The 18,221-nt window shown below is 58.4% G+C and carries 14 protein-coding genes, 1 tRNA gene, 2 rRNA genes and 1 pseudogene (1 of these 18 only partly in view); 10 read left to right on the top strand and 8 right to left on the bottom strand.

The genetic code is table 11. The features are described from left to right. Positions 1 to 324: 324 nt before the first annotated feature. The 3 genes from MHI61_RS06135 (at position 325) to MHI61_RS06125 (ending at position 3,566) form a co-directional block, all read left to right on the top strand. Positions 325 to 1,401 carry a phosphotransferase gene (locus MHI61_RS06135; protein ID WP_239791323.1) on the top strand — a complete coding sequence of 359 codons (1,077 nt, stop codon included), beginning with the start codon at positions 325 to 327 and terminating at the stop codon, positions 1,399 to 1,401. 8 nt (positions 1,402 to 1,409) lie between these two features. Further along, entirely contained in the window at positions 1,410 to 2,780 is a 1,371-nt protein-coding gene (locus tag MHI61_RS06130; protein WP_239791322.1) for an aspartate aminotransferase family protein, read from the top strand. A gap of 255 nt (positions 2,781 to 3,035) precedes the next feature. After that, the gene (locus tag MHI61_RS06125; protein WP_239791321.1) at positions 3,036 to 3,566 is read left to right on the top strand and encodes a GntR family transcriptional regulator; all 531 of its coding nucleotides are present in this window, start codon (positions 3,036 to 3,038) and stop codon (positions 3,564 to 3,566) included. Positions 3,567 to 3,606: 40 nt separating this feature from the next. Here the strand turns inward: MHI61_RS06125 and MHI61_RS06120 are convergent, their stop codons facing one another. The 3 genes from MHI61_RS06120 to MHI61_RS06110 form a co-directional block, all read right to left on the bottom strand. Continuing rightward, positions 3,607 to 4,455, bottom strand: coding sequence for a GNAT family N-acetyltransferase (locus MHI61_RS06120; protein ID WP_239791320.1), 849 nt, complete (start codon positions 4,453 to 4,455; stop codon positions 3,607 to 3,609). Positions 4,456 to 4,600: 145 nt separating this feature from the next. After that, on the bottom strand, positions 4,601 to 4,954 hold the full coding sequence (locus MHI61_RS06115) for a cupin domain-containing protein (protein WP_239791319.1): 354 nt from the start codon (positions 4,952 to 4,954) through the stop codon (positions 4,601 to 4,603). Positions 4,955 to 4,992: 38 nt separating this feature from the next. After that, entirely contained in the window at positions 4,993 to 6,501 is a 1,509-nt protein-coding gene (locus tag MHI61_RS06110) for an NAD-dependent succinate-semialdehyde dehydrogenase (RefSeq protein WP_239791318.1), read from the bottom strand. A gap of 487 nt (positions 6,502 to 6,988) precedes the next feature. On the opposite strand from MHI61_RS06110, the gene MHI61_RS06105 reads away from it, so the two are divergent. From MHI61_RS06105 to MHI61_RS06080, 6 genes are read left to right on the top strand one after another with little or no spacing between them, the layout of a single operon-like run. Then, positions 6,989 to 8,050: a homoserine dehydrogenase gene (locus MHI61_RS06105; protein ID WP_239791317.1), complete on the top strand. Its 1,062-nt coding sequence runs from the start codon at positions 6,989 to 6,991 to the stop codon at positions 8,048 to 8,050. Continuing rightward, on the top strand, positions 8,050 to 9,462 hold the full coding sequence (locus tag MHI61_RS06100) for an aldehyde dehydrogenase family protein (RefSeq protein ID WP_239791316.1): 1,413 nt from the start codon (positions 8,050 to 8,052) through the stop codon (positions 9,460 to 9,462). Before MHI61_RS06105 ends, MHI61_RS06100 begins: the two co-directional genes overlap by 1 nt. Before the next feature lie 50 nt (positions 9,463 to 9,512). Further along, on the top strand, positions 9,513 to 10,391 hold the full coding sequence (gene dapA, locus MHI61_RS06095) for a 4-hydroxy-tetrahydrodipicolinate synthase (protein ID WP_239791315.1): 879 nt from the start codon (positions 9,513 to 9,515) through the stop codon (positions 10,389 to 10,391). Positions 10,392 to 10,402: 11 nt separating this feature from the next. Beyond that, complete coding sequence (locus MHI61_RS06090; RefSeq protein WP_239791314.1) at positions 10,403 to 11,803, top strand: aspartate ammonia-lyase; 1,401 nt, start codon at positions 10,403 to 10,405, stop codon at positions 11,801 to 11,803. A 27-nt stretch (positions 11,804 to 11,830) separates the two neighbouring features. After that, positions 11,831 to 12,616, top strand: a complete 786-nt coding sequence (locus tag MHI61_RS06085) for a homoserine kinase (protein WP_239791313.1) — start codon at positions 11,831 to 11,833, stop codon at positions 12,614 to 12,616. A gap of 16 nt (positions 12,617 to 12,632) precedes the next feature. Continuing rightward, positions 12,633 to 13,076 carry an Lrp/AsnC family transcriptional regulator gene (locus tag MHI61_RS06080; protein ID WP_184315367.1) on the top strand — a complete coding sequence of 148 codons (444 nt, stop codon included), beginning with the start codon at positions 12,633 to 12,635 and terminating at the stop codon, positions 13,074 to 13,076. Positions 13,077 to 13,111: 35 nt separating this feature from the next. Here the strand turns inward: MHI61_RS06080 and MHI61_RS06075 are convergent. Further along, positions 13,112 to 13,258: pseudogene (locus tag MHI61_RS06075) on the bottom strand (NAD(P)-dependent oxidoreductase); the annotation flags it as partial. Between the two features lie 126 nt (positions 13,259 to 13,384). Here MHI61_RS06075 and MHI61_RS06070 point away from each other — a divergent pair. Continuing rightward, positions 13,385 to 14,314 (top strand): LysR family transcriptional regulator, encoded by a 930-nt coding sequence (locus MHI61_RS06070; RefSeq protein WP_239791312.1) that lies wholly within the window; start codon positions 13,385 to 13,387, stop codon positions 14,312 to 14,314. Here the strand turns inward: MHI61_RS06070 and MHI61_RS06065 are convergent. From MHI61_RS06065 to MHI61_RS06050, 4 genes are all read right to left on the bottom strand, one after another. Continuing rightward, on the bottom strand, positions 14,308 to 15,732 hold the full coding sequence (locus tag MHI61_RS06065; protein ID WP_239791311.1) for an aldehyde dehydrogenase family protein: 1,425 nt from the start codon (positions 15,730 to 15,732) through the stop codon (positions 14,308 to 14,310). The two genes, MHI61_RS06070 and MHI61_RS06065, sit on opposite strands and share 7 nt — an antisense overlap. A 1,222-nt stretch (positions 15,733 to 16,954) precedes the next feature. After that, positions 16,955 to 17,031, bottom strand: a tRNA-Met gene (locus MHI61_RS06060). A gap of 98 nt (positions 17,032 to 17,129) precedes the next feature. Further along, positions 17,130 to 17,244, bottom strand: a 5S ribosomal RNA gene (rrf, locus tag MHI61_RS06055). Positions 17,245 to 17,451: 207 nt separating this feature from the next. Continuing rightward, positions 17,452 to 18,221 (bottom strand): 23S ribosomal RNA (locus tag MHI61_RS06050) (it continues 2,028 nt past the right edge of the window).

The following is an 18,221-nucleotide window of genomic DNA, read 5'->3' as shown; positions in this document are numbered from 1 at the left end:
TTGCTGCATTCCGACCAGTGGATGCACACTGACATAACTTTGTCGCCATTGCAATAGATTGTCCAACAATCTCTGGAATTTTACCTCAGGTCGTTTTTCGACAACTTGTGTGTTGTCGCTCCTCAACCAACAATCGTGCGCCCATTTTCCTTGTTATGATATTGAAATATTTTGCCTATTTTCGAGCAGAATAACTAATTCCCCCGCTCTTTCGTCACCAGCGAATCGACCCGGTCTCTCCATCACAGAAAAAATTGTTGTACAAAAATTGGGGATGTGAAATATTGCGGTCCATCGAGCTCCCACTCTCGAGGCAGGATCTGAATGAGTTTGAAGATGGGTCATAAGCATCAATGCGGGCCAGCACGCGCCGCTGAGCTGTCCGAGGCGTGCCATCCCGTTGGCGCTACGGAAGCTGAAGCAATCGCCGAACGGCTCTATGGTACACGCGGCTCCGCAACGCGCTTTGAAACCGAGAAGGACGACACGTTCCTCCTCGACTGCGCGGCCCAGGGGAAGTTTGTGCTCAAGATCGCTCATCCTTCTGAGCGCATAGAGGAGCTCGATTTCCAGGTTGCGCTGATGCGTCATCTCGAGCAGCGAGCCCCCGATCTACCCATCCCCCGCACACTTCGCGACATCGACGGGGCGGATTTGCCGATCGTCACCACGAGCGCCGGCGAGCGGCGAGTGGTGCGGCTCATTAGCTTCATGGCCGGCACCCCGCTCGACCGAACATTCTGCACAGCCCCACAGCGCGAACGGATCGGGGAAATCCTGGCAAAGCTGCGTCATTCCATGGCCGATTTCTCGCATCCCGCTGACGGTCGGGCGGTGGCATGGGACGTCACCCATCTGCTTGACCTCAGCGATCTGTTGAGCTTTATCCCTAAAGGCAGCAAGCGGGCATGGACAGTCCGCGCTCTCGAGCGGTTTGCCGAAATCAAGCCGAAACTCGATCTGTGCCGGCGGCAAGTGCTCCACAATGATTTCAATACGTCGAACCTGGTCGTCGATCACGCCAGCCCGCGATTCCTGACCGGCGTCATCGACTTCGGGGATGCGGTTCGCACCGCCATCGCCGTCGACGTCTCCACGGCGTTAATGAATCAAATGCCAAAAACATCCGACCATGGGAACCGGTGTGACCTGTTCGACGCACCGCGCGACGTTTTGCGAGGCTATCTCCGCCATGCCGACCTGACGGACGAGGAGTTCCGACTCATCCCGTTCCTGGCAATGGGTCGTCTTGCCGTTCGTGCGCTGCTGACGTGCTGGCGCGCCGAGATCTTCCCCGAGAATAGCCGCTATATCCTGCGCAATACCGAAGCCGGCTGGGCCCACCTCGAGTGGTTCCACTCGATTTCCGCCGTCCAGATTTCCGATCTTCTGACACGATAGGAACCCCAATGTCCAAGCAAGCGACTACTCTGCCTAAGGGCTTCCGTGGCGACATGCCAAATGGCTTCAACCCTCAGGATACGTCTCATCTCACAAGTGAAGATCTGGCGCATGTCGCCAGGCGGCAACGGCTGCTCGGGCCGGCTTATCGGCTCTTCTACAAGTCGCCGGTTGAGATCTCACGTGCCAAGGGTGTTTTCCTCTATGACAAGCACGGCAACGAATATCTCGATGCTTACAACAACGTTGTATCGCTGGGTCACTCTCATCCGCGTGTCGTCGAGGCGATCCAGAAGCAGCTCGAGGTACTCTGTACCCACACGCGTTACATGCAGGAGCCCCTGCTGGACTATGCCGAAGCCCTGATCGCTACGTTCGGTGGCGAACTCGGCCGCGCCGGATGTGCAATGTTCACATGCACGGGCTCGGAAGCCAACGATCTCGCCCTGCGAATCGCGCGTTACCACACACGCAAGACCGGTGTCATCGTCACGGCGGAAGCCTATCACGGCAACAGCGGTGCGGTAGCGGCAATCTCGCCGTCGCTCGGCAGGAAGTCGGCTTTGGATCCCTATCTCCGCACGGTCGCCGCGCCGGATTCCTATCGCCTGCCTGTCGAGGAAATTGGCCGGCGGATGGCGGAGGATGTCGCGCGGCAGATCGCCGACATGGAGCGGCATGGCGGCGGCCTAGCGGCCTTCATCGCCGATTCCGTCTTCTCCTCCGATGGTCTCTACGTCGAACCAACGGACGTATTGGCGCCGGTGGCGGAAGTGGTGCGCAAGGCGGGTGGCCTATTCATCGCCGACGAAGTGCAATCCGGATTCGGGCGGACCGGCACCCAGTTTTGGGGTCACCGCCGTCACAAGATCGATCCGGACATCGTTACTATGGGCAAGCCCATGGGCAACGGCTATCCCGTCGCCGGCGTAGTCCTGCGGCCCGAACTCGTCGCCGATTTCGGATCCAGCATGCGCTATTTCAACACGTTTGGCGGCAACTCCGTTGCTATCGCCGCTGCACGCGCCGTTCTCGACACGATCCTCGAAGAGGGACTGTTAGACAACGCCGTCCAGATCGGCGCCGAAATCCTCGATGGCCTCCGGGACCTGCAGAAAAAATATGAATTCGTCGGCGATGTTCGCGGAGCCGGCCTCTATTTCGCGGTCGAACTCGTCAAGGATAGAGACCGGAAAACGCCGGACATGGACCGTGCGCTTGCAGCCGTCAATGCCTTGCGGGATCGGCGCATTCTCATTTCCGCGACGGGAGCGGACGCGCATATCCTGAAGATCAGGCCCCCGCTCATCTTCACATCGGCCAACGCGGCGCGTCTGCTCGAGGGCGTCGACGAGGCGCTTCGGTCCGTGCAGACATAGGACCCGCCACCATGCGGCCAGGAGGCACAATATGATCTCCCTTGCCCTGCGTCGCCGCATGTGGCGTAGGTATACGAACTGATCAACGAGCAAAGCCAAAGCCATGCCGCCGCTGCCAGCCAAAAATCGAGCCGAAGATCCAGAGATAAACGTCGAGCCCTTGCCCGCCAGCGCGGTTGACATCCTGACCCACGCGTTGCGACGGCGCATCTTGTCGGGGATTTCCGACCGGGCGAGTTTCTCCGCGACGTGAAGATGTGCGAAGAGCATTCGACCTCGCGGCACACATTCCGTACAGCAGCCCAGGTGCTCGTCACCCAGGGCCTGCTGCGTCAGATACCGAACCGAGGCTTTGTAGTGCCCGAATTCGGGCCGGACGACATTGTCGATATCACACGCGTCCGCGGCGCCATTGAGGGCGAGGCCATTCGACTGATCGTACTGACCGGCGTCATCCCGTCTCAGGCGCTGGAAGCGGTCGACGTTATGCACAGGTCGACTCTATCCGCCGACAGATCTCTGTTGGTAGCTGCGGACCGCGACTTCCACCGCGCGATCATCGCCGCTAGCGGCAGCGCTCGCCTGAAGCGGACCTATTCAGACCTCGAGGGCGAGATCGAACTCCTTCTCGCGCAGCGGCAGGATTTCTACGCCACAGCCGAAGAAATGGCGGAAGAACATGAGCGGCTCATCAACAGCTTGAGAAGTCGCCACTATGATACGGCGCGGGATGCCTTCCAGGAGCACTGGGAAGATCTCCAGATTAAATTGCTAGATCAACGCTGACCAGTTCAGCGTTGAATGCCTCGCACTTCAGACCTTCACGTCAGCCAACAGCTTGGCTCGCCAGGCAGAAGGTTTGAACGGCCGGTGTTTGAGGTCGGCCTCCAGCACGCCGGACCATCGCAACGACACCACCTTCATTGCGTAGCCCCCAATCTTCGAGGGGCGATGAAAGGCCGCTGTCTTCGGGAATGTCAATTCGCACGACACGACCTTCCTTGCCGGAGAGGATGAAGGCCAGCAAATCCCTCGCCTGTTCGGCGTTTGCCGCAACAACCGGCCCCACGACTTCGCCCTTGCCGAACAGCCGCGTCGCCGCGAAGGCAACGATACCGTCACCGTTTCGAATGGCGGCAAATGTCCCCTCCTTTGCCAGAACATCATGCAGCGCGTCGCGAGCGGCGCCGAATGCCGCACGATCGAGCGCCTTGATTGCTGGCAGGGCGGCAGACCCGATCCATTCAACATTTGCAGGAGCATGGACGCGACCGGTGACGCCCTGGTGGCGGACGATTCTGTGCGTCGTGACGAAACCCAGCTTTTCATAAAGCGGCAAACCGTCGCTCGTCGCCGACAAACGGCATTCCCGGTCACCTGCGAGTTCCAACACAGCGGTCGTCAGTTTTCTTCCCAATCCCTGGCCGCGCTGGCTTTCGTCGACAATGATCATGTTGATGGCTGAGCAGGTATCGCCGAAGGGAGTCATAAGAGCGGTACCCACGACCCGACCACCCGCAAGGGCAACGCGTCCCTCACTCAGGGACCATATCATTTCCCAGTCTTTTCTCCTGTGCGCCCAGCCAGCGGCACGCGACAGCGCCACGGCACCATCCAGATGGTGAGCCTCAAAGGGCGCAAGAACGATCAATTCCGTTTGCAAGAGTTCATCCATTTCGTGGGTCTTCGTGAAATCGAGGCGAAGATTGCGGTGACCGCGATTACACTGGTGTCTGTAGAACCATTAAGGGCCTGCCGGCCGGATCGCGCCGTTTGCCCCCGAAATTGAGAGGCAATTCGAGGCGCACGGCCTCGAATGATCAGGTGACGGTGACGAAGATCTTCCGCACCGTTTCGATCGTCTTCCAAACGCCAATATAACCCGGTTTCATCACGAAGCTATCGCCCGCGCGATAAATGACCGGCTCTTTCCCCTTCTCGGTCAATTCGATCACGCCATGGACGAGATGGCAGAATTCAAACGTCTCGCCCTTTATGGAGTGCGTTTCACCGGGCGTCGCCTCGAAAACCCCCGTGTTGACTTTGCCGTCCTTTGCAGTGTCCTGCAGCCAGGTCTTGAAAGCGGGGCTGCCAGCGATGAGGCGATCCGGCTCGGCAGCTCGCTGCTTCGGCTCGAATGATGGATTCGGGTCGATAGTTTTCAGCAGGGACATTGATCTCTCCTATTCTGGCTGGCGCCACCCGGGCGCACCTACCACGTGGCCGCGATGTATTTCGTTTCGAGATATTCGAGCATTCCGTGGTGGCTGCCTTCGCGTCCGAGGCCACTCTGTTTCATGCCGCCGAACGGCGCGGCAGCGTCGGAGACGACGCCGCGGTTAATTCCGACCATGCCGCTTTCCAGCCTGCCCGCGACTGCGAGCGCACGCTTGAGGTCCCGGCTAAAGACATAGGATACCAGCCCGTATTCAGTATCATTGGCCAACTCGACGACCTTGTCCTCGGTATCAAATACGATGACGGGCGCAACCGGACCGAAGATTTCTTCGCTAAGGATCTCAGCGTCCGCAGAGACGTCGGCCAGAACGGTTGGTAGATAGTAGAAGCCTTCGCCGCTTGATCTGCTACCGCCGGTCACCAGGCGGGCTCCCTTGGCGATCGCATCGTCGACCAGGCGCTCGACCTTGGTCACCGCGGCATCCGTTATCAGTGGACCAAGCTGCGTATCCGCCAGCAGTCCTGGTCCGACATTGAGCGCCGCCATCTCTTCCGCGAAGCGCCGTGTGAAATCAGCCGCAATCCCTTTTTGAACGTAGAAGCGGTTTGCAGCCGTACAGGCCTCTCCGCCGTTGCGCATCTTGGCGACCATTGCCCCGGCGACAGCCGTCTCCAGGTCGGCATCATCGAATACGATGAAAGGCGCGTTGCCGCCCAGCTCCATTGAGCAACTGACAACCTGGTCCGCAGCCTCGCGCAGCAGTATCCTGCCGACGCCTGTCGAGCCAGTGAACGACAGTTTACGGACCCGCTTGTCATGCAGCATTGCGCTGACCACTGGGCCTGCTTTTTTCGTGGGAACGATATTGACCACTCCGGCAGGAACGCCTGCCTGCCGCATGAGTTCACCGATCGCGAGCGCCGTAAGAGGCGTCTCGGCTGCTGGCTTGAGGATGCAGGTGCAGCCGGCAGCCAAAGCCGGAGCAATTTTTCGGGTCGCCATTGCTGCCGGGAAATTCCATGGCGTTACCAATACCGCGATACCAATCGGCTCGTGGCTCACGATGATCTGGTTTGCGCCCGAAGGTGCTAGCCCAAATTCACCGGGAGCCCTTACCGCTTCCTCGGCATACCAGCGGAAAAACTCCGCCGCGTAGGCGACTTCCGATCTCGCGTCGGGAAGCGCCTTGCCATTCTCCACGGTTATCAGTTGCGCCAGCCATTCTGCCTGTTCGACAAGAAGGTGAAAACACTTCATCAGAATATCCGCGCGCCGGCGCGGCGATGTTGATTTCCAGGCCACAGCCGCCTTTTCTGCCGCGTCGACGGCCGCTATTGCATCCTGGATATCACCGTCACAAACCGTAGCGATCGCATCGGCACTCGAGGGATCGATCACATCGAAGGTCCTGCCAGCTTTCGCCGACACCCATTCGCCGCCGATGAACAGTTGGCTGGGGGCATTGCACGCTACAGCAGCTGCCTGCGAAGGGGCAGCACGGCCTTTTTCTAGTGTCGGAGTTGTTTTCACGTTCACCACCATTAGCTACCAATCAGGAATGTTGTGCGATCAATATAGAATTGGTTTCGCGATTGGTGTCAACATAGATCAAATTGGTCTCGTGGATTATTTGTGACCCTTTGAAACCGCGATGCCGCCGCCAAAGCGAAATAGCGCAAAAAGCCTCGCGTTGTCCCTTCTGGGCCAGAACGGACAACGCTTGCGAAATGGACTTTCCCGGTCAACGCGAAAGAGCCTCAAGCGGGACGTACCAAAGCCGTTGCTCATGTCCCGGCCACAGGCTGTAGGCGACGTCAGCGTGGGGTATTTCTTGCCACATCAAATGGCGGACAATTGGTGTCGTTTGCCATCGTGGCGGCACGTTGTCGCCGACCGTAGCCGAATTGGGGCGCGGCAAGCCGTCAGCGTCATGAGCAAAATGCAAGGTGGATTGGTCTGTTTGTGCCGTTCAAACTGAGCGATCTGTATCCGATGATGCGCACATAAATCGCTTCACCGGAGGAACCGCATGAAAATCTACAATATCGCACTAGTCGGATTTGGTGGCGTCAACCGCGCTTTGGCCGAGCTCATCGCGACGAAGAACCCACTGTGGGAGCGGGATCTTGGTTTTCGCCTGAACATCGTGGCCGTCAGTGATCTCTATCTCGGTTCCGTCATTTCGCCGAACGGCCTGGATGCCAAGACGCTCGTGGAGGCCAATTTCGCGAAGGGTGGGTTCGGCGGGCTCTCCGGCGGCAAAGCGGAAGCGGACAATGAAGCGATCATCAAGACGGCGCCGGCCGACATCGTCGTCGAAGCGACATATACGAACCCAAAGGACGGAGAGCCCGCTGTTTCGCATTGCCGCTGGGCCATCAAGTCCGGCAAGCACGTTGTCACCACAAACAAGGGGCCTGTTGCAATCGCCGCTCAGGAACTAAAGGCTCTTGCCAAGGCGCACGGCGTCCATTTCGAGTATGAGGGCTCGGTCATGAGCGGGACGCCCGTCATACGCATGGCAGAGAAGACCCTTGCCGGCGCAGAGGTGAAAGGGTTCGAAGGGATCCTCAACGGTACCTCGAACTTTGTCCTCGGCCGCATGGAGAATGGTCTCGACTTCGCCAGCGCTGTCGCGGAGGCACAGGCTCTCGGCTATGCCGAAGCCGATCCCACCGCCGACGTCGAAGGTTTCGACGTGCGCCTCAAGGTCGTGATCCTGGCAAACGAGCTGCTGGGAGCGAACCTCAAGCCCGAGGATGTCTCCTGCATTGGCATTTCCAAGCTTTCTCCTACCGATATTCAAGCAGCGGCCAAGGCCGAGAGCCGTTGGAAACTGGTCGGATCGGCAGTTCGCAACGCCGACGGGACTATAAGCTGCAGCGTCGCGCCTCAACAGCTTCTGCTTGGGCATCCGCTCGCCGGCGTCAACGGCGCGACCAATGCAGTTTCACTGAACACCGAACTGCTCGGTTCTGTCACTGTCACTGGCCCAGGCGCCGGGCGGATGGAAACCGCCTACGCTCTGCTGTCCGACATCGTGGCGATACACAATGCCCGCTCTCCAAGCTCCGCGAAGGAGGCTGCGTGATGACCAGTCTGGCCTTGAAAGCCGCCTCTTCGGACGAGATCATTGTCAATAATCCCTTTGATGGCAGCTTTGTCGGAGCCATCCGCGAGACCAGCGCTGACGATGTGGACCTGTTGCTGCAACGGGCCAGACGCGGCGCGCAGATCGCCCGGTCTCTCCCCCGCCACCAGCGCTCTGCGATTCTGGCAAAGGCCGCAGCGACCGTCGAAGAACGCAAGGAGGAATTCGCACTCCTGATCGTGCGGGAAGCGGGGAAGACAATTGCCCAGGCCCGCAAGGAAGCGACACGGTGCGTCAACACGCTGAAACTCTCTGCCGAAGAGGCCAAGCGGAATGCTGGAGAGGTCATTCCCTTCGACGCCTATGCCGGATCGGAATCTCGTCAAGGCTGGTATACTCGGGAGCCGCTCGGCATCATCACGGCGATCACGCCTTACAACGATCCGCTCAATCTCGTGGCGCACAAGCTTGGGCCCGCCATCGCCGGCGCCAATGCAGTACTCCTGAAGCCGTCGGAGCTTACGCCGCTCTCCGCCATCAAGCTGGTGGAGGTGTTGATCGAAAGCGGTTTGCCGGAGGAGGTCATCACGGTCGCTGTCGGCGGCGCCGAGCTGGGCAAGGCGCTCGTTTCGGCAAAGGACGTTCGCATGGTCTCCTTCACAGGCGGTTTTGTCACCGGCGAGGCCATCGCAAAATCTGCCGGCATCAAGAAGCTCGCGATGGACCTCGGTGGCAATGCCCCGGTTATCGTGATGGAAAACAGCGATGTTGACGCTGCCGTGGAAGATTGCGTGTCAGGCGCCTTCTGGGCTGCTGGCCAGAACTGCATCGGAACGCAGCGTATTCTGGTACAGCGCTCGATCTATGAACGGTTCAAGACCGAGTTCGTCGCTCAGACCGCCAGAATGAAAACCGGCGACCCGATGAACTCTGACACTGACATGGGCCCGATGATCTCCGAAATCGCCGTGAACCGCGCGGCCGCCATGGTGGAGCGAGCAATCGCTGCTGGCGCGACGCTGCTTTGCGGTCACAAGCCAACCGGCGCCCTCTATCCCCCCACCGTCCTGGAAAATGTGCCGGCGACTTGCGACGTATTGAACGACGAAGTCTTCGCTCCCGTGGTCATACTGCAGCCGTTCGATGAGTTCGATGAGGCAATACGACTGGCGAACGAGCCGGAATACAGCCTGCATGCCGGAATTTTTACGAACGATCTTGCCAACGCACTTGAGGCCGCCAAGCGGATCGATGCCGGCGGTGTCATGATCAACCAGTCGTCCGACTATCGGTTCGACGCAATGCCGTTTGGCGGGTTCAAATACGGCAGCATGGGGCGCGAAGGCGTTCGCTTTGCTTATGAGGATATGACCCAGCCGAAGGTCGTCTGTATCACGTCACTACAACACTGATCGGCGGCGCCGGCGCCAGTCTGAACATACGGTCGATTTTGGAAGTCAAAATGTTCAAAGGATCCATTACAGCGCTTGTCACCCCATTTGCCGATGGGAAAGTCGATGAGGCTGCACTTGTCGGCCTCATCGAATGGCAGATCGACGAGGGCACTTCAGCCATTGTTCCCTGCGGGACAACCGGGGAAAGCCCGACCCTCAGTCATGTCGAGCACAAACGAGTCGTGGAAATCGCGATCGAGGCCGCGAATGGCCGCGTTCCGGTCATTGCCGGGGCCGGCTCCAACAGTACCGAGGAGGCAATCAGCTTCGTGCGGCACGCCCAGGAGGCCGGCGCAGACGGTTTGCTGATCGTCGCACCGTACTACAATAAACCCACCCAAGAAGGGATCTATCAGCACTTTAAGGCAATCGACGCTGAAGCTACGGTTCCGATAATCGTCTACAATATTCCGGGCCGGAGCGTGGTCGATATTCAAGTCGAAACGCTTGCCCGCATCTTCAGGGATTGTCCGAACGTCAAGGGCGTCAAGGACGCGACAGGCAATCTCCTGCGCCCGTCGCTGGAGCGAATGGCCTGCGGCGACGCGTTCAATCTTCTCACCGGTGAAGACGGTACGGTGCTGGGTTACATGGCCCATGGCGGCCACGGTTGCATCTCGGTGACCGCGAATGTTGCCCCGCGGCTGTGTGCAGACTTCCAGCGGGCATGCCTGAAAGGTGACTTCACGACGGCGCTCGCCCTTCAAGATCGGCTGATGCCCCTTCACCACGCGCTGTTTCTCGAAACCAGTCCGGCTGGTGTGAAATTCGCGCTGTCGCAGCTTTCCAAGATTCGCGGAGACCTGCGCCTTCCTCTCGTCGAGGTGAGCCCGCCCGTTAAAGAGGCCATCGTCCATGCGATGCGCCACGCCGGAATTCTGGGCTAGGGGAGCAGACAATGGGAACTGAACGCATAGAGGCCGATTTGATCGGCCCCATTCCTATCCCCGGTGCCGTTCTGTACGGCGTCCATACGCGTCGAGCTGAGCTCAATTTCGACGTTTCAGGCGTTCGGCTGAAAGACTTCCCCGAACTCATTCAATCAATGGCTATGGTCAAGAAAGCGGCAGCATGCGCAAACGCTGACCTTGGGCTTCTTCCGACGGAAAAGGCATCGGCGATCTGCGAGGCTTGCGATGATCTCATCGAGTTGAAGTGCGTTGATGAGAACTTCCCTGTCGATATGATGCAGGGTGGCGCGGGCACGTCCACCAATATGAATCTGAATGAGGTTGTGGCCAACCTGGCGCTGCTGAAGCTTGGGGCGAATGTCGGCGACTACGACAAACTTCATCCAAATGATGACGTGAACCTTTCCCAATCGACAAACGATGTCTATCCGACCGCTCTGCGTCTGACGATTCTTCGCGCTTGCGAAGGGCTTATAGTGTCCCAGGTAGGCCTGCGCGATGCATTCCGTGCGAAGGCGCGTGAGTATTCGACCGCATTGAAGGTCGGCCGCACTCAATTGCAGGATGCCGTCCCTATGACGGCCGGACAGGAATTTGATGCGTTCGGCGAATTGATCGATGAAGATATCAACCAGCTGCAGTCCGCTTCCAGATTGTTGAAAGAGGTTAATCTCGGCGGATCGGCAATCGGAACCTCAATTAACGTTCCCCGCGGCTTCCCCGGCGCGGCTTGCGTTCACCTCACTCGCATTTCCGGCATTCAGCTAATTCCCGCTCGAAATTTTATTGAGGCGACATCCGACACCGGCGGTTTCGTTTCGTTTTCCAGCGTTCTCAAGCGAATTGCCGTGAAGCTAACAAAAATCTGCAACGATCTGCGGCTCTTGAGCAGCGGACCGAGGGGCGGTCTGGGTGAAATCCGACTTCCGCCCGTGCAAGCCGGATCCTCAATCATGCCCGGTAAAGTCAATGCCGTTATTCCGGAAATGATGAACCAGATCGGATTCCAGGTTATTGGAAACGATCTCACTGTCACGCTGGCGGCAAGCGCGGGGCAATTGCAGCTCAATGCGATGGAGCCAGTGATCATCCTCAACATCCTTCAATCCATGCGGATGTTGACGCGGGGGATGGAAATTTTTAAGCAGCGATGCGTCGACGGAATTGAAGTTGATGTCGACCGGTGCAAGGACCTCCTCGATCAGTCTCTCGTCCTCGCAACTCCCTTGGCGATGTTTATCGGGTACAGAAAGGCCGCGCATCTTTCCGAGAAGGCGCTGGCAGAGAAGCGGGGGCTGCGGCAGGTGGTCGAAGAGGAAGGCATCCTAGCGCCCGGTCAAATTGAAGAGCTCTTCAATTGCAGCGCAGAGTTCGCAAATTTCGGATAAGTTCATCAGCTCGATAAGGATAGGGAAATGGCTGTTTTTACCGAGCTTTCTGACGAAGACCGCGAAATCGTCACCGCAGCCTACGGCTTTACGTCGCTTCTATCAGTGATTGGGATTGCGGACGGCGACTGCGAGACGACTTACCTGTTTCGGGCCAGGGAAGGCGAATACATCGTCACGCTTTTCGAGAACGGAGCCCAGCCTTTGGATCTGGAACGGGCTTTCGAAACTATGGAGGCGCTCTATCGACATGGGGTCCCTTGCCCCAAACCGCTGCGTACGACAGACGGCCGCGCCACGTCTGTGGCTGCAGGTCGACTGGTTGCCGTCGTCAGCTTTGTACCAGGCGCCTCACCTTCGTTTGCAGGCCCAGCTAAATGCCTAAGCCTGGGTCGTGTGATGGCTCGAATCCACACTGCCTTGGAACGACGGGCAAAGTGCACATCAACGGATCTTCCGACAGGAGCAGTTCACGGCGCATTGGTCCAGGAGAACGTCTTTTTTCTCGGCGACGAAGTCAGCGGGGTCATCAACTTCAGGCTACGGCACGAGGATGCGCTCGTGTCGGAGCTTGCTGACGTGCTTGTCGGTTGGGCGGGCGAAGCGACCGGGAACCTGAGCATAGAGCGGGCGCGAGCGCTACTGCAGGGTTATCAGGGAGTGCGGTGCCTGACGGATGCGGAAAAGGAGGCGCTGCCAGGTTTCATCATGGCTTCGACCTCGAGGCGATATGCGAGCCGGAAAGAAAGAGCCTTACTGCCGGAGATCGCCGTGTTAGCTTATCGCTCGGTAACGCCCGACATAATAGGTTAGCGACCGTTTAAGTTCCATGAAATATCTTCTCGATCGAACTGACGAACAAATACTTGTCGAATTGAAGGCTAATGCCCGAATCTCGCATGCGGAGTTGTCGGCGAAGGTGAACCTTTCTCGCAATGCCGTGCGGGTGCGGATCGAACGGCTAGAGCGAGAAGGCTTCATCAAGGGATATACGATCGTTACCGGCGATGGAGGCAATAGCCAGCACGTCACCACCGCGTTGATCTTCGTCTATCGTCACGATCGCATGAGGGGCGGCGACGTCATTCAGGCGTTACGGAAGATTCCGGAAGTTGTGGCTTGTGACGTCATGACGGGTGATTTCGACTTGCTCGTTCGGGTCGAGTCACACGAGGCTGACCGCATCCGGCAGATTTGGCAGTTGATCGCCGAGATGCCCGGTGTGCGCGATACGCTGACTGCGTTCGCTCTCTCCTCTGTAATCCGAAAGTAGTCCAGTGTAATCGGTTCGGCGTTCAAGCCCAATCGAGCCGCAATGAGCGCGTCGTGATCGAGTTGCGGGGCGCGGCCCACGTGGTCAAGCGCCGCGCCGGCTGGGAGCGTCTCGAAGCGCCCGGCGTCGAGCAACCCTTCCGTCTCTTGCGTCAGCGTCAGCGGCAGAAGACAGATCAAGATGCCACATGTGGGCTCCGTCTGGGGCTAAAATCCATTAATCCGATTTCCAACCCGAACCTTACCTTGTAGCCAAACCCTAAAGATGCCAATTAACACTCAGTGAACCAGCGCTTCAGGTACAGATTAATGCTCACGTCCGACGATCTTGCCTTCTTTTCGGTTCTCACGGGCTCGAAATCTCTCGCGGAAAGCGCGCGAAAGCTGAACGTCACGCCTCCGGCGGTGACCCAGCGCCTGCGCGCGCTTGAAGAGAAAGTCGGGGTAAGGTTGATCGACCGGTCCGGACGCCATCTGCGCCTTACCGAAGAGGGCTCGCTAGTCGCTTCTCACAGCGTCATTGTCAGCGATGCCATAGATTCCCTTGCCGAAGCCTTGGCTGATCGGAAGGGTGCGGTTCGGGGGCACCTCAGGGTCGCTGCGCCTCACGGATTTGGAAGGATCCATGTGGCCCCGGTCGTGGAGGCGTTTGCTCGAGAGCATCGGAATGCCGCCGCTACGCTGCAACTGTCCGACCATCCCACAGCGCTGATCGTCGACAGCTATGAGGTGGTTGTTCACATCGGGGCATCCGCGCATCTGGACCAGGTGGTGACGACACTGGCGCCGAACCATCGAATTCTTTGCGCAAGTCCAGAATACCTCGCTTCGGCTGCGCCCATTTCTACGCCTGCCGATCTGGCGCGACATCGCTGTCTCGTCGTTCGCGAGAACGAGGAGGATGTAACGCTCTGGCGGTTCAAGGGATCACGGCAGGAAAGTGCGACAGTGCGCGTTAACCCCGTTATGTCGAGCAACGATGGTGCCGTCATTCGGGATTGGGCGCTGACAGGTCAGGGCATCATGATGCGCTCCGAATGGGCCGTTGCAAAAGACCTCGCCGAGGGACGGCTGAGGCAGGTGCTTCCCGACTGGAAGCTTCCGTCGGCCGATATCGTCGCCATCCTCGGATCGCGGCACGGCCGAAGTGCGCGGACTGCCGCTTTCCTGACGATGCTTCGTCAGTCGCTGAAACCACTGCCCTGGCGGACCGACCGCACGGAGGCGCCTGGTCAATAACCGAGGATGGATTTCGTCTCGAGATACTCTTCGAGCCCGTATACGCCATACTCGCGGCCATTTCCGGATCGCTTGTAGCCACCGAAGGCGGCCGCTCCGTCCCATGCGGGATAGTTGATATGAACCTGGCCGGCACGAATGCGCAGCGCCACCCGCCGCGCCCGTTCCGGATCTGAAGACTGGATATGGGCGCCCAATCCATAGACGGTGTCGTTAGCGATAGCGATTGCCTCTTCCTCGTCCTTGTAGGGCATAATCGAAAGTACCGGACCGAAGATCTCCTCACGAGCAATGCGCATGTCGGATTTCACCTGCGAAAAGATCGTCGGCTGTGTGAAAAAGCCGCTGTCGAAACCGGCCGGCCGCCCCAGCCCGCCGCACAGCAGCTTGGCGCCATCATCGATTCCGGCCTGAATCATGACCTGCACGCGCTCGAACTGAGCACGGTTGGCAATCGGGCCCATGTCGGTCGCCGGATCAAGCGGGGCGCCGACTCGAATGGCCCTCGCAGTGGCGCTTGCCAGTTCCTCCACCTCCTCGAGCCGATGTGCGGGGACGAGCATGCGCGTCGGAGCACTGCACGACTGGCCGACATTGCGCATACCGGCAAGCACGCCCTTCGCAACCGCCTCACTGAAGTCGGCATCGTCGAGCAAAATGTTCGGCGACTTCCCGCCAAGTTCCTGAACCACGCGCTTCACGGTCGGTGCGGCTGCCTGGGCGACGAGTACTCCTGCACGGGTGGAACCGGTGATCGAGATCATGTCAATGTCAGGATGGCTCGCGAGTGCTGCTCCGACGCTCTCGCCAGTGCCGTTGACAAGATTGAACACGCCTGGCGGAACGCCGGCATCGTGCATCAACTGGGCGAAGAGCAGAGCGCTAAAAGGTGACAGTTCACTAGGCTTGAGAACGACGGTGCATCCTGCCGCGATCGCCGGAGCGACTTTGGCGGTGATCTGGTAAAGTGGCCAGTTCCAGGGTGTGATTAGCGCGCACACCCCGATCGCTTCCTTGGCGGTCGCGGTGCGCCCGTCAAATGTCACGAACCGATACTTATCGAGTATCTCCATCTGGACACGGATGTGCTCGGCAGCAAATGGCACCTGGGACGCCCGCGCGAAGCTGATCGCTGCTCCCATTTCCATGACGAGCGCTTCTGCGAACGTCTCCGCTCTTTCCATGAGGAGCGAATGCATCTTACCAAGCAGAGCGAGCCTTTCCGGCACAGACGATTGAGAAAAGGCGGGGAAGGCCCTACGCGCCACGGCAACCGCTAAATCGACATGATGAGCATCGCCCGCGGCAATCTTCCCCACGACTTGTTCCGAGGCGGGATCAACGACCGGCAAACGGGCTATGTTGGCAAATTCCTGCCATTTCCCTCCAATATAAAACTGGTTTTCCTCAGTCACCATAGTTTCACCTCGCCTCACAAAATCGCGGCCTTTCGAACTCTGCGAGAAAATGCCGGAAACCACTAAGATGGCAATTTATGTCGCCTAAAGGGTTGCTTAAGACCGGTATTAACAATGTCGCATGTTGCCACCGGCAACATCTCCCATATTTCCACTTCTTAAACAGGAGGGTTCGACACCGGACCTCTCACCCAATCCACCCCCGCATAATTGTTGGCGGACACAGCTAGCAATGCTGTTTCTTGCCCTTGGTCACATGCTGAAGAGCAAGACAGGCTGTCATCAATTCCGTATCGCGGGGCGCTAGCTCAGTCAGATAGGCCGCACCCGCCGCTTCCAGTACCATGATGGGCACAAGCAGAGTGTGGGTGTCGCTGCAGAGACCCCTGCCGCCCACGACAAGAAGCGGCTGGATTTCTGTGCCAGGGCGCATACGCCAGTATGCACGTGCGGCTCGGCAACTTTCGCTTTAGTACGATCACCGAACAAAATAACATGCTTATTGATCGGCAACTTCAGCAGCCTACCGTTTCCTGGGATGCTTAAAGTATCCAGTGTTGGACGGAGACCTGGAGCCAAGCGCAAACCGCCGTCCACGCGCCTTTCCCCTCCCAGGGTAGATTGGCTGCCGTTGAGCAGGTTCGTCGGCAGCAATTTTTTTCCTGCCCGCGCAGTTTGCTCTGCACAGGAGCAGCTCTGCCTGGCAGCTCAGCTGGTGAACCTACGCGCCAGCGATCTTCAGGAACAGCGCCTCAATGGCTATTCACTACCCTCTGTTGACCGACGACGAAGTAGAACCCGTTCGTCGCGCACTCTTCCTGCTTCGCGATCTGGTTTCCAGGGCACCTATTTGCCTCGAACACTGTCCTTCTTTGGGTCCGTGTGAGGCGTTAACTTCTCGACCCGCTACCAACAAAAAAGCCCGCCGGATTGGCGGGCTTTTGTGTATCTGGTTGCGGGGGCAGGATTTGAACCTGCGGCCTTCAGGTTATGGTGAGCTTTGCGAACGACGAGCTAGCATCGCCAGGGAAAGCGAAGCTTTTCCGCCAGCGACAACCAGCGACAACTGGCCTGGGTAAGATAAAGGAAATTGGTTGCGGGGGCAGGATTTGTAGTTTTCTATCCCGCTTCGTCGGCTTTGCCTCCTTGCGGGCCCCTGAAGAGGCGTTAAATCCTCGACCCGTTACCAAACAAAAAGCCCGCACGAGGCGGGCTATTTATTTGGTTGCGGGGGCAGGATTTGAACCTGCGGCCTTCAGGTTATGAGCCTGACGAGCTACCGGGCTGCTCCACCCCGCGGTATATTGTAACACGAAAGGCCGCTTTGTGGGCGGCCCTTTGATCGGCTTTGGGCCGTAGAGTTTTGTGATTGAGAAGATTTTAGTTGCGCTTTGCAGACCTGGCAGCGACCTACTCTCCCGCGTCTTAAGACGAAGTACCATGGGCGCAGGGGCGTTTCACGGCCGTGTTCGGAAAGGGAACGGGTGCAGCCACCCCGCCATAACCACCAGGTCGGCAAAGCGCAACTTTTGATTTGAGAAGCTGGTACACGAGTGACTAGTGATTAGTGACTAGTCGGTAGTGTTTTGTTTTGAACACGTCTTTGGCCTTCAACCGGACGAACACTTCGTGTTCGCCGGGACCGGGCAAAGGCTGGCGCCTTCGCCTTGTCAGGACGACCGCTTTGCGGTCGCCTTGAGATGAGCACAGTCAATGAGAACGATCAAGCCGATCGAGCTATTAGTACCGGTAAGCTTCATGCGTTGCCGCACTTCCACACCCGGCCTATCAACGTGGTCGTCTTCCACGGCTCTGATAGGGAACACTCGTTTTCAGGTGGGTTTCCCGCTTAGATGCCTTCAGCGGTTATCCCGTCCATATATAGCTACCCTGCTATGCCCTTGGCAGGACAACAGGTCCACCAGAGATATGTCCATCCCGGTCCTCTCGTACTAGGGACAGATCCTGTCAATATTCCTACACCCACGGCAGATAGGGACCGAACTGTCTCACGACGTTCTGAACCCAGCTCACGTACCGCTTTAATTGGCGAACAGCCAAACCCTTGGGACCTGCTCCAGCCCCAGGATGCGATGAGCCGACATCGAGGTGCCAAACAACCCCGTCGATATGGACTCTTGGGGGTCATCAGCCTGTTATCCCCGGCGTACCTTTTATCCGTTGAGCGATGGCCCTTCCACGCGGGACCACCGGATCACTATGACCGACTTTCGTCTCTGCTCGACTTGTCAGTCTCGCAGTCAGGCGGGCTTATGCCATTGCACTCGACGACCGATTTCCGACCGGTCTGAGCCCACCATCGCGCGCCTCCGTTACTCTTTCGGAGGCGACCGCCCCAGTCAAACTACCCACCATACACTGTCCCGGACCCGGATGACGGGCCGCGGTTAGACATCCATGACGATAAGGGTGGTATTTCAAGGATGGCTCCACGGAAACTGGCGTCCCCGCTTCAAAGCCTACCACCT

The sequence above is a fragment of the Rhizobium sp. K102 genome, from assembly GCF_022385315.1.
Taxonomy (GTDB): domain Bacteria; phylum Pseudomonadota; class Alphaproteobacteria; order Rhizobiales; family Rhizobiaceae; genus Rhizobium; species Rhizobium croatiense.
The sequence above is the reverse complement of the archived record's forward strand: the minus strand, read 5'-3'. Positions and strand labels throughout refer to the sequence as shown.

Coding starts and splice junctions, on each gene's coding strand:
- MHI61_RS06135 (WP_239791323.1), top strand. CDS start 325: ATGAGTTTGAAGATGGGTCATAAGCATCAATGCGGGCCAGCACGCGCC.
- MHI61_RS06130 (WP_239791322.1), top strand. CDS start 1,410: ATGTCCAAGCAAGCGACTACTCTGCCTAAGGGCTTCCGTGGCGACATG.
- MHI61_RS06125 (WP_239791321.1), top strand. CDS start 3,036: ATGTGCGAAGAGCATTCGACCTCGCGGCACACATTCCGTACAGCAGCC.
- MHI61_RS06120 (WP_239791320.1), bottom strand. CDS start 4,455: ATGGATGAACTCTTGCAAACGGAATTGATCGTTCTTGCGCCCTTTGAG.
- MHI61_RS06115 (WP_239791319.1), bottom strand. CDS start 4,954: ATGTCCCTGCTGAAAACTATCGACCCGAATCCATCATTCGAGCCGAAG.
- MHI61_RS06110 (WP_239791318.1), bottom strand. CDS start 6,501: ATGGTGGTGAACGTGAAAACAACTCCGACACTAGAAAAAGGCCGTGCT.
- MHI61_RS06105 (WP_239791317.1), top strand. CDS start 6,989: ATGAAAATCTACAATATCGCACTAGTCGGATTTGGTGGCGTCAACCGC.
- MHI61_RS06100 (WP_239791316.1), top strand. CDS start 8,050: ATGACCAGTCTGGCCTTGAAAGCCGCCTCTTCGGACGAGATCATTGTC.
- dapA (WP_239791315.1), top strand. CDS start 9,513: ATGTTCAAAGGATCCATTACAGCGCTTGTCACCCCATTTGCCGATGGG.
- MHI61_RS06090 (WP_239791314.1), top strand. CDS start 10,403: ATGGGAACTGAACGCATAGAGGCCGATTTGATCGGCCCCATTCCTATC.
- MHI61_RS06085 (WP_239791313.1), top strand. CDS start 11,831: ATGGCTGTTTTTACCGAGCTTTCTGACGAAGACCGCGAAATCGTCACC.
- MHI61_RS06080 (WP_184315367.1), top strand. CDS start 12,633: ATGAAATATCTTCTCGATCGAACTGACGAACAAATACTTGTCGAATTG.
- MHI61_RS06070 (WP_239791312.1), top strand. CDS start 13,385: ATGCTCACGTCCGACGATCTTGCCTTCTTTTCGGTTCTCACGGGCTCG.
- MHI61_RS06065 (WP_239791311.1), bottom strand. CDS start 15,732: ATGGTGACTGAGGAAAACCAGTTTTATATTGGAGGGAAATGGCAGGAA.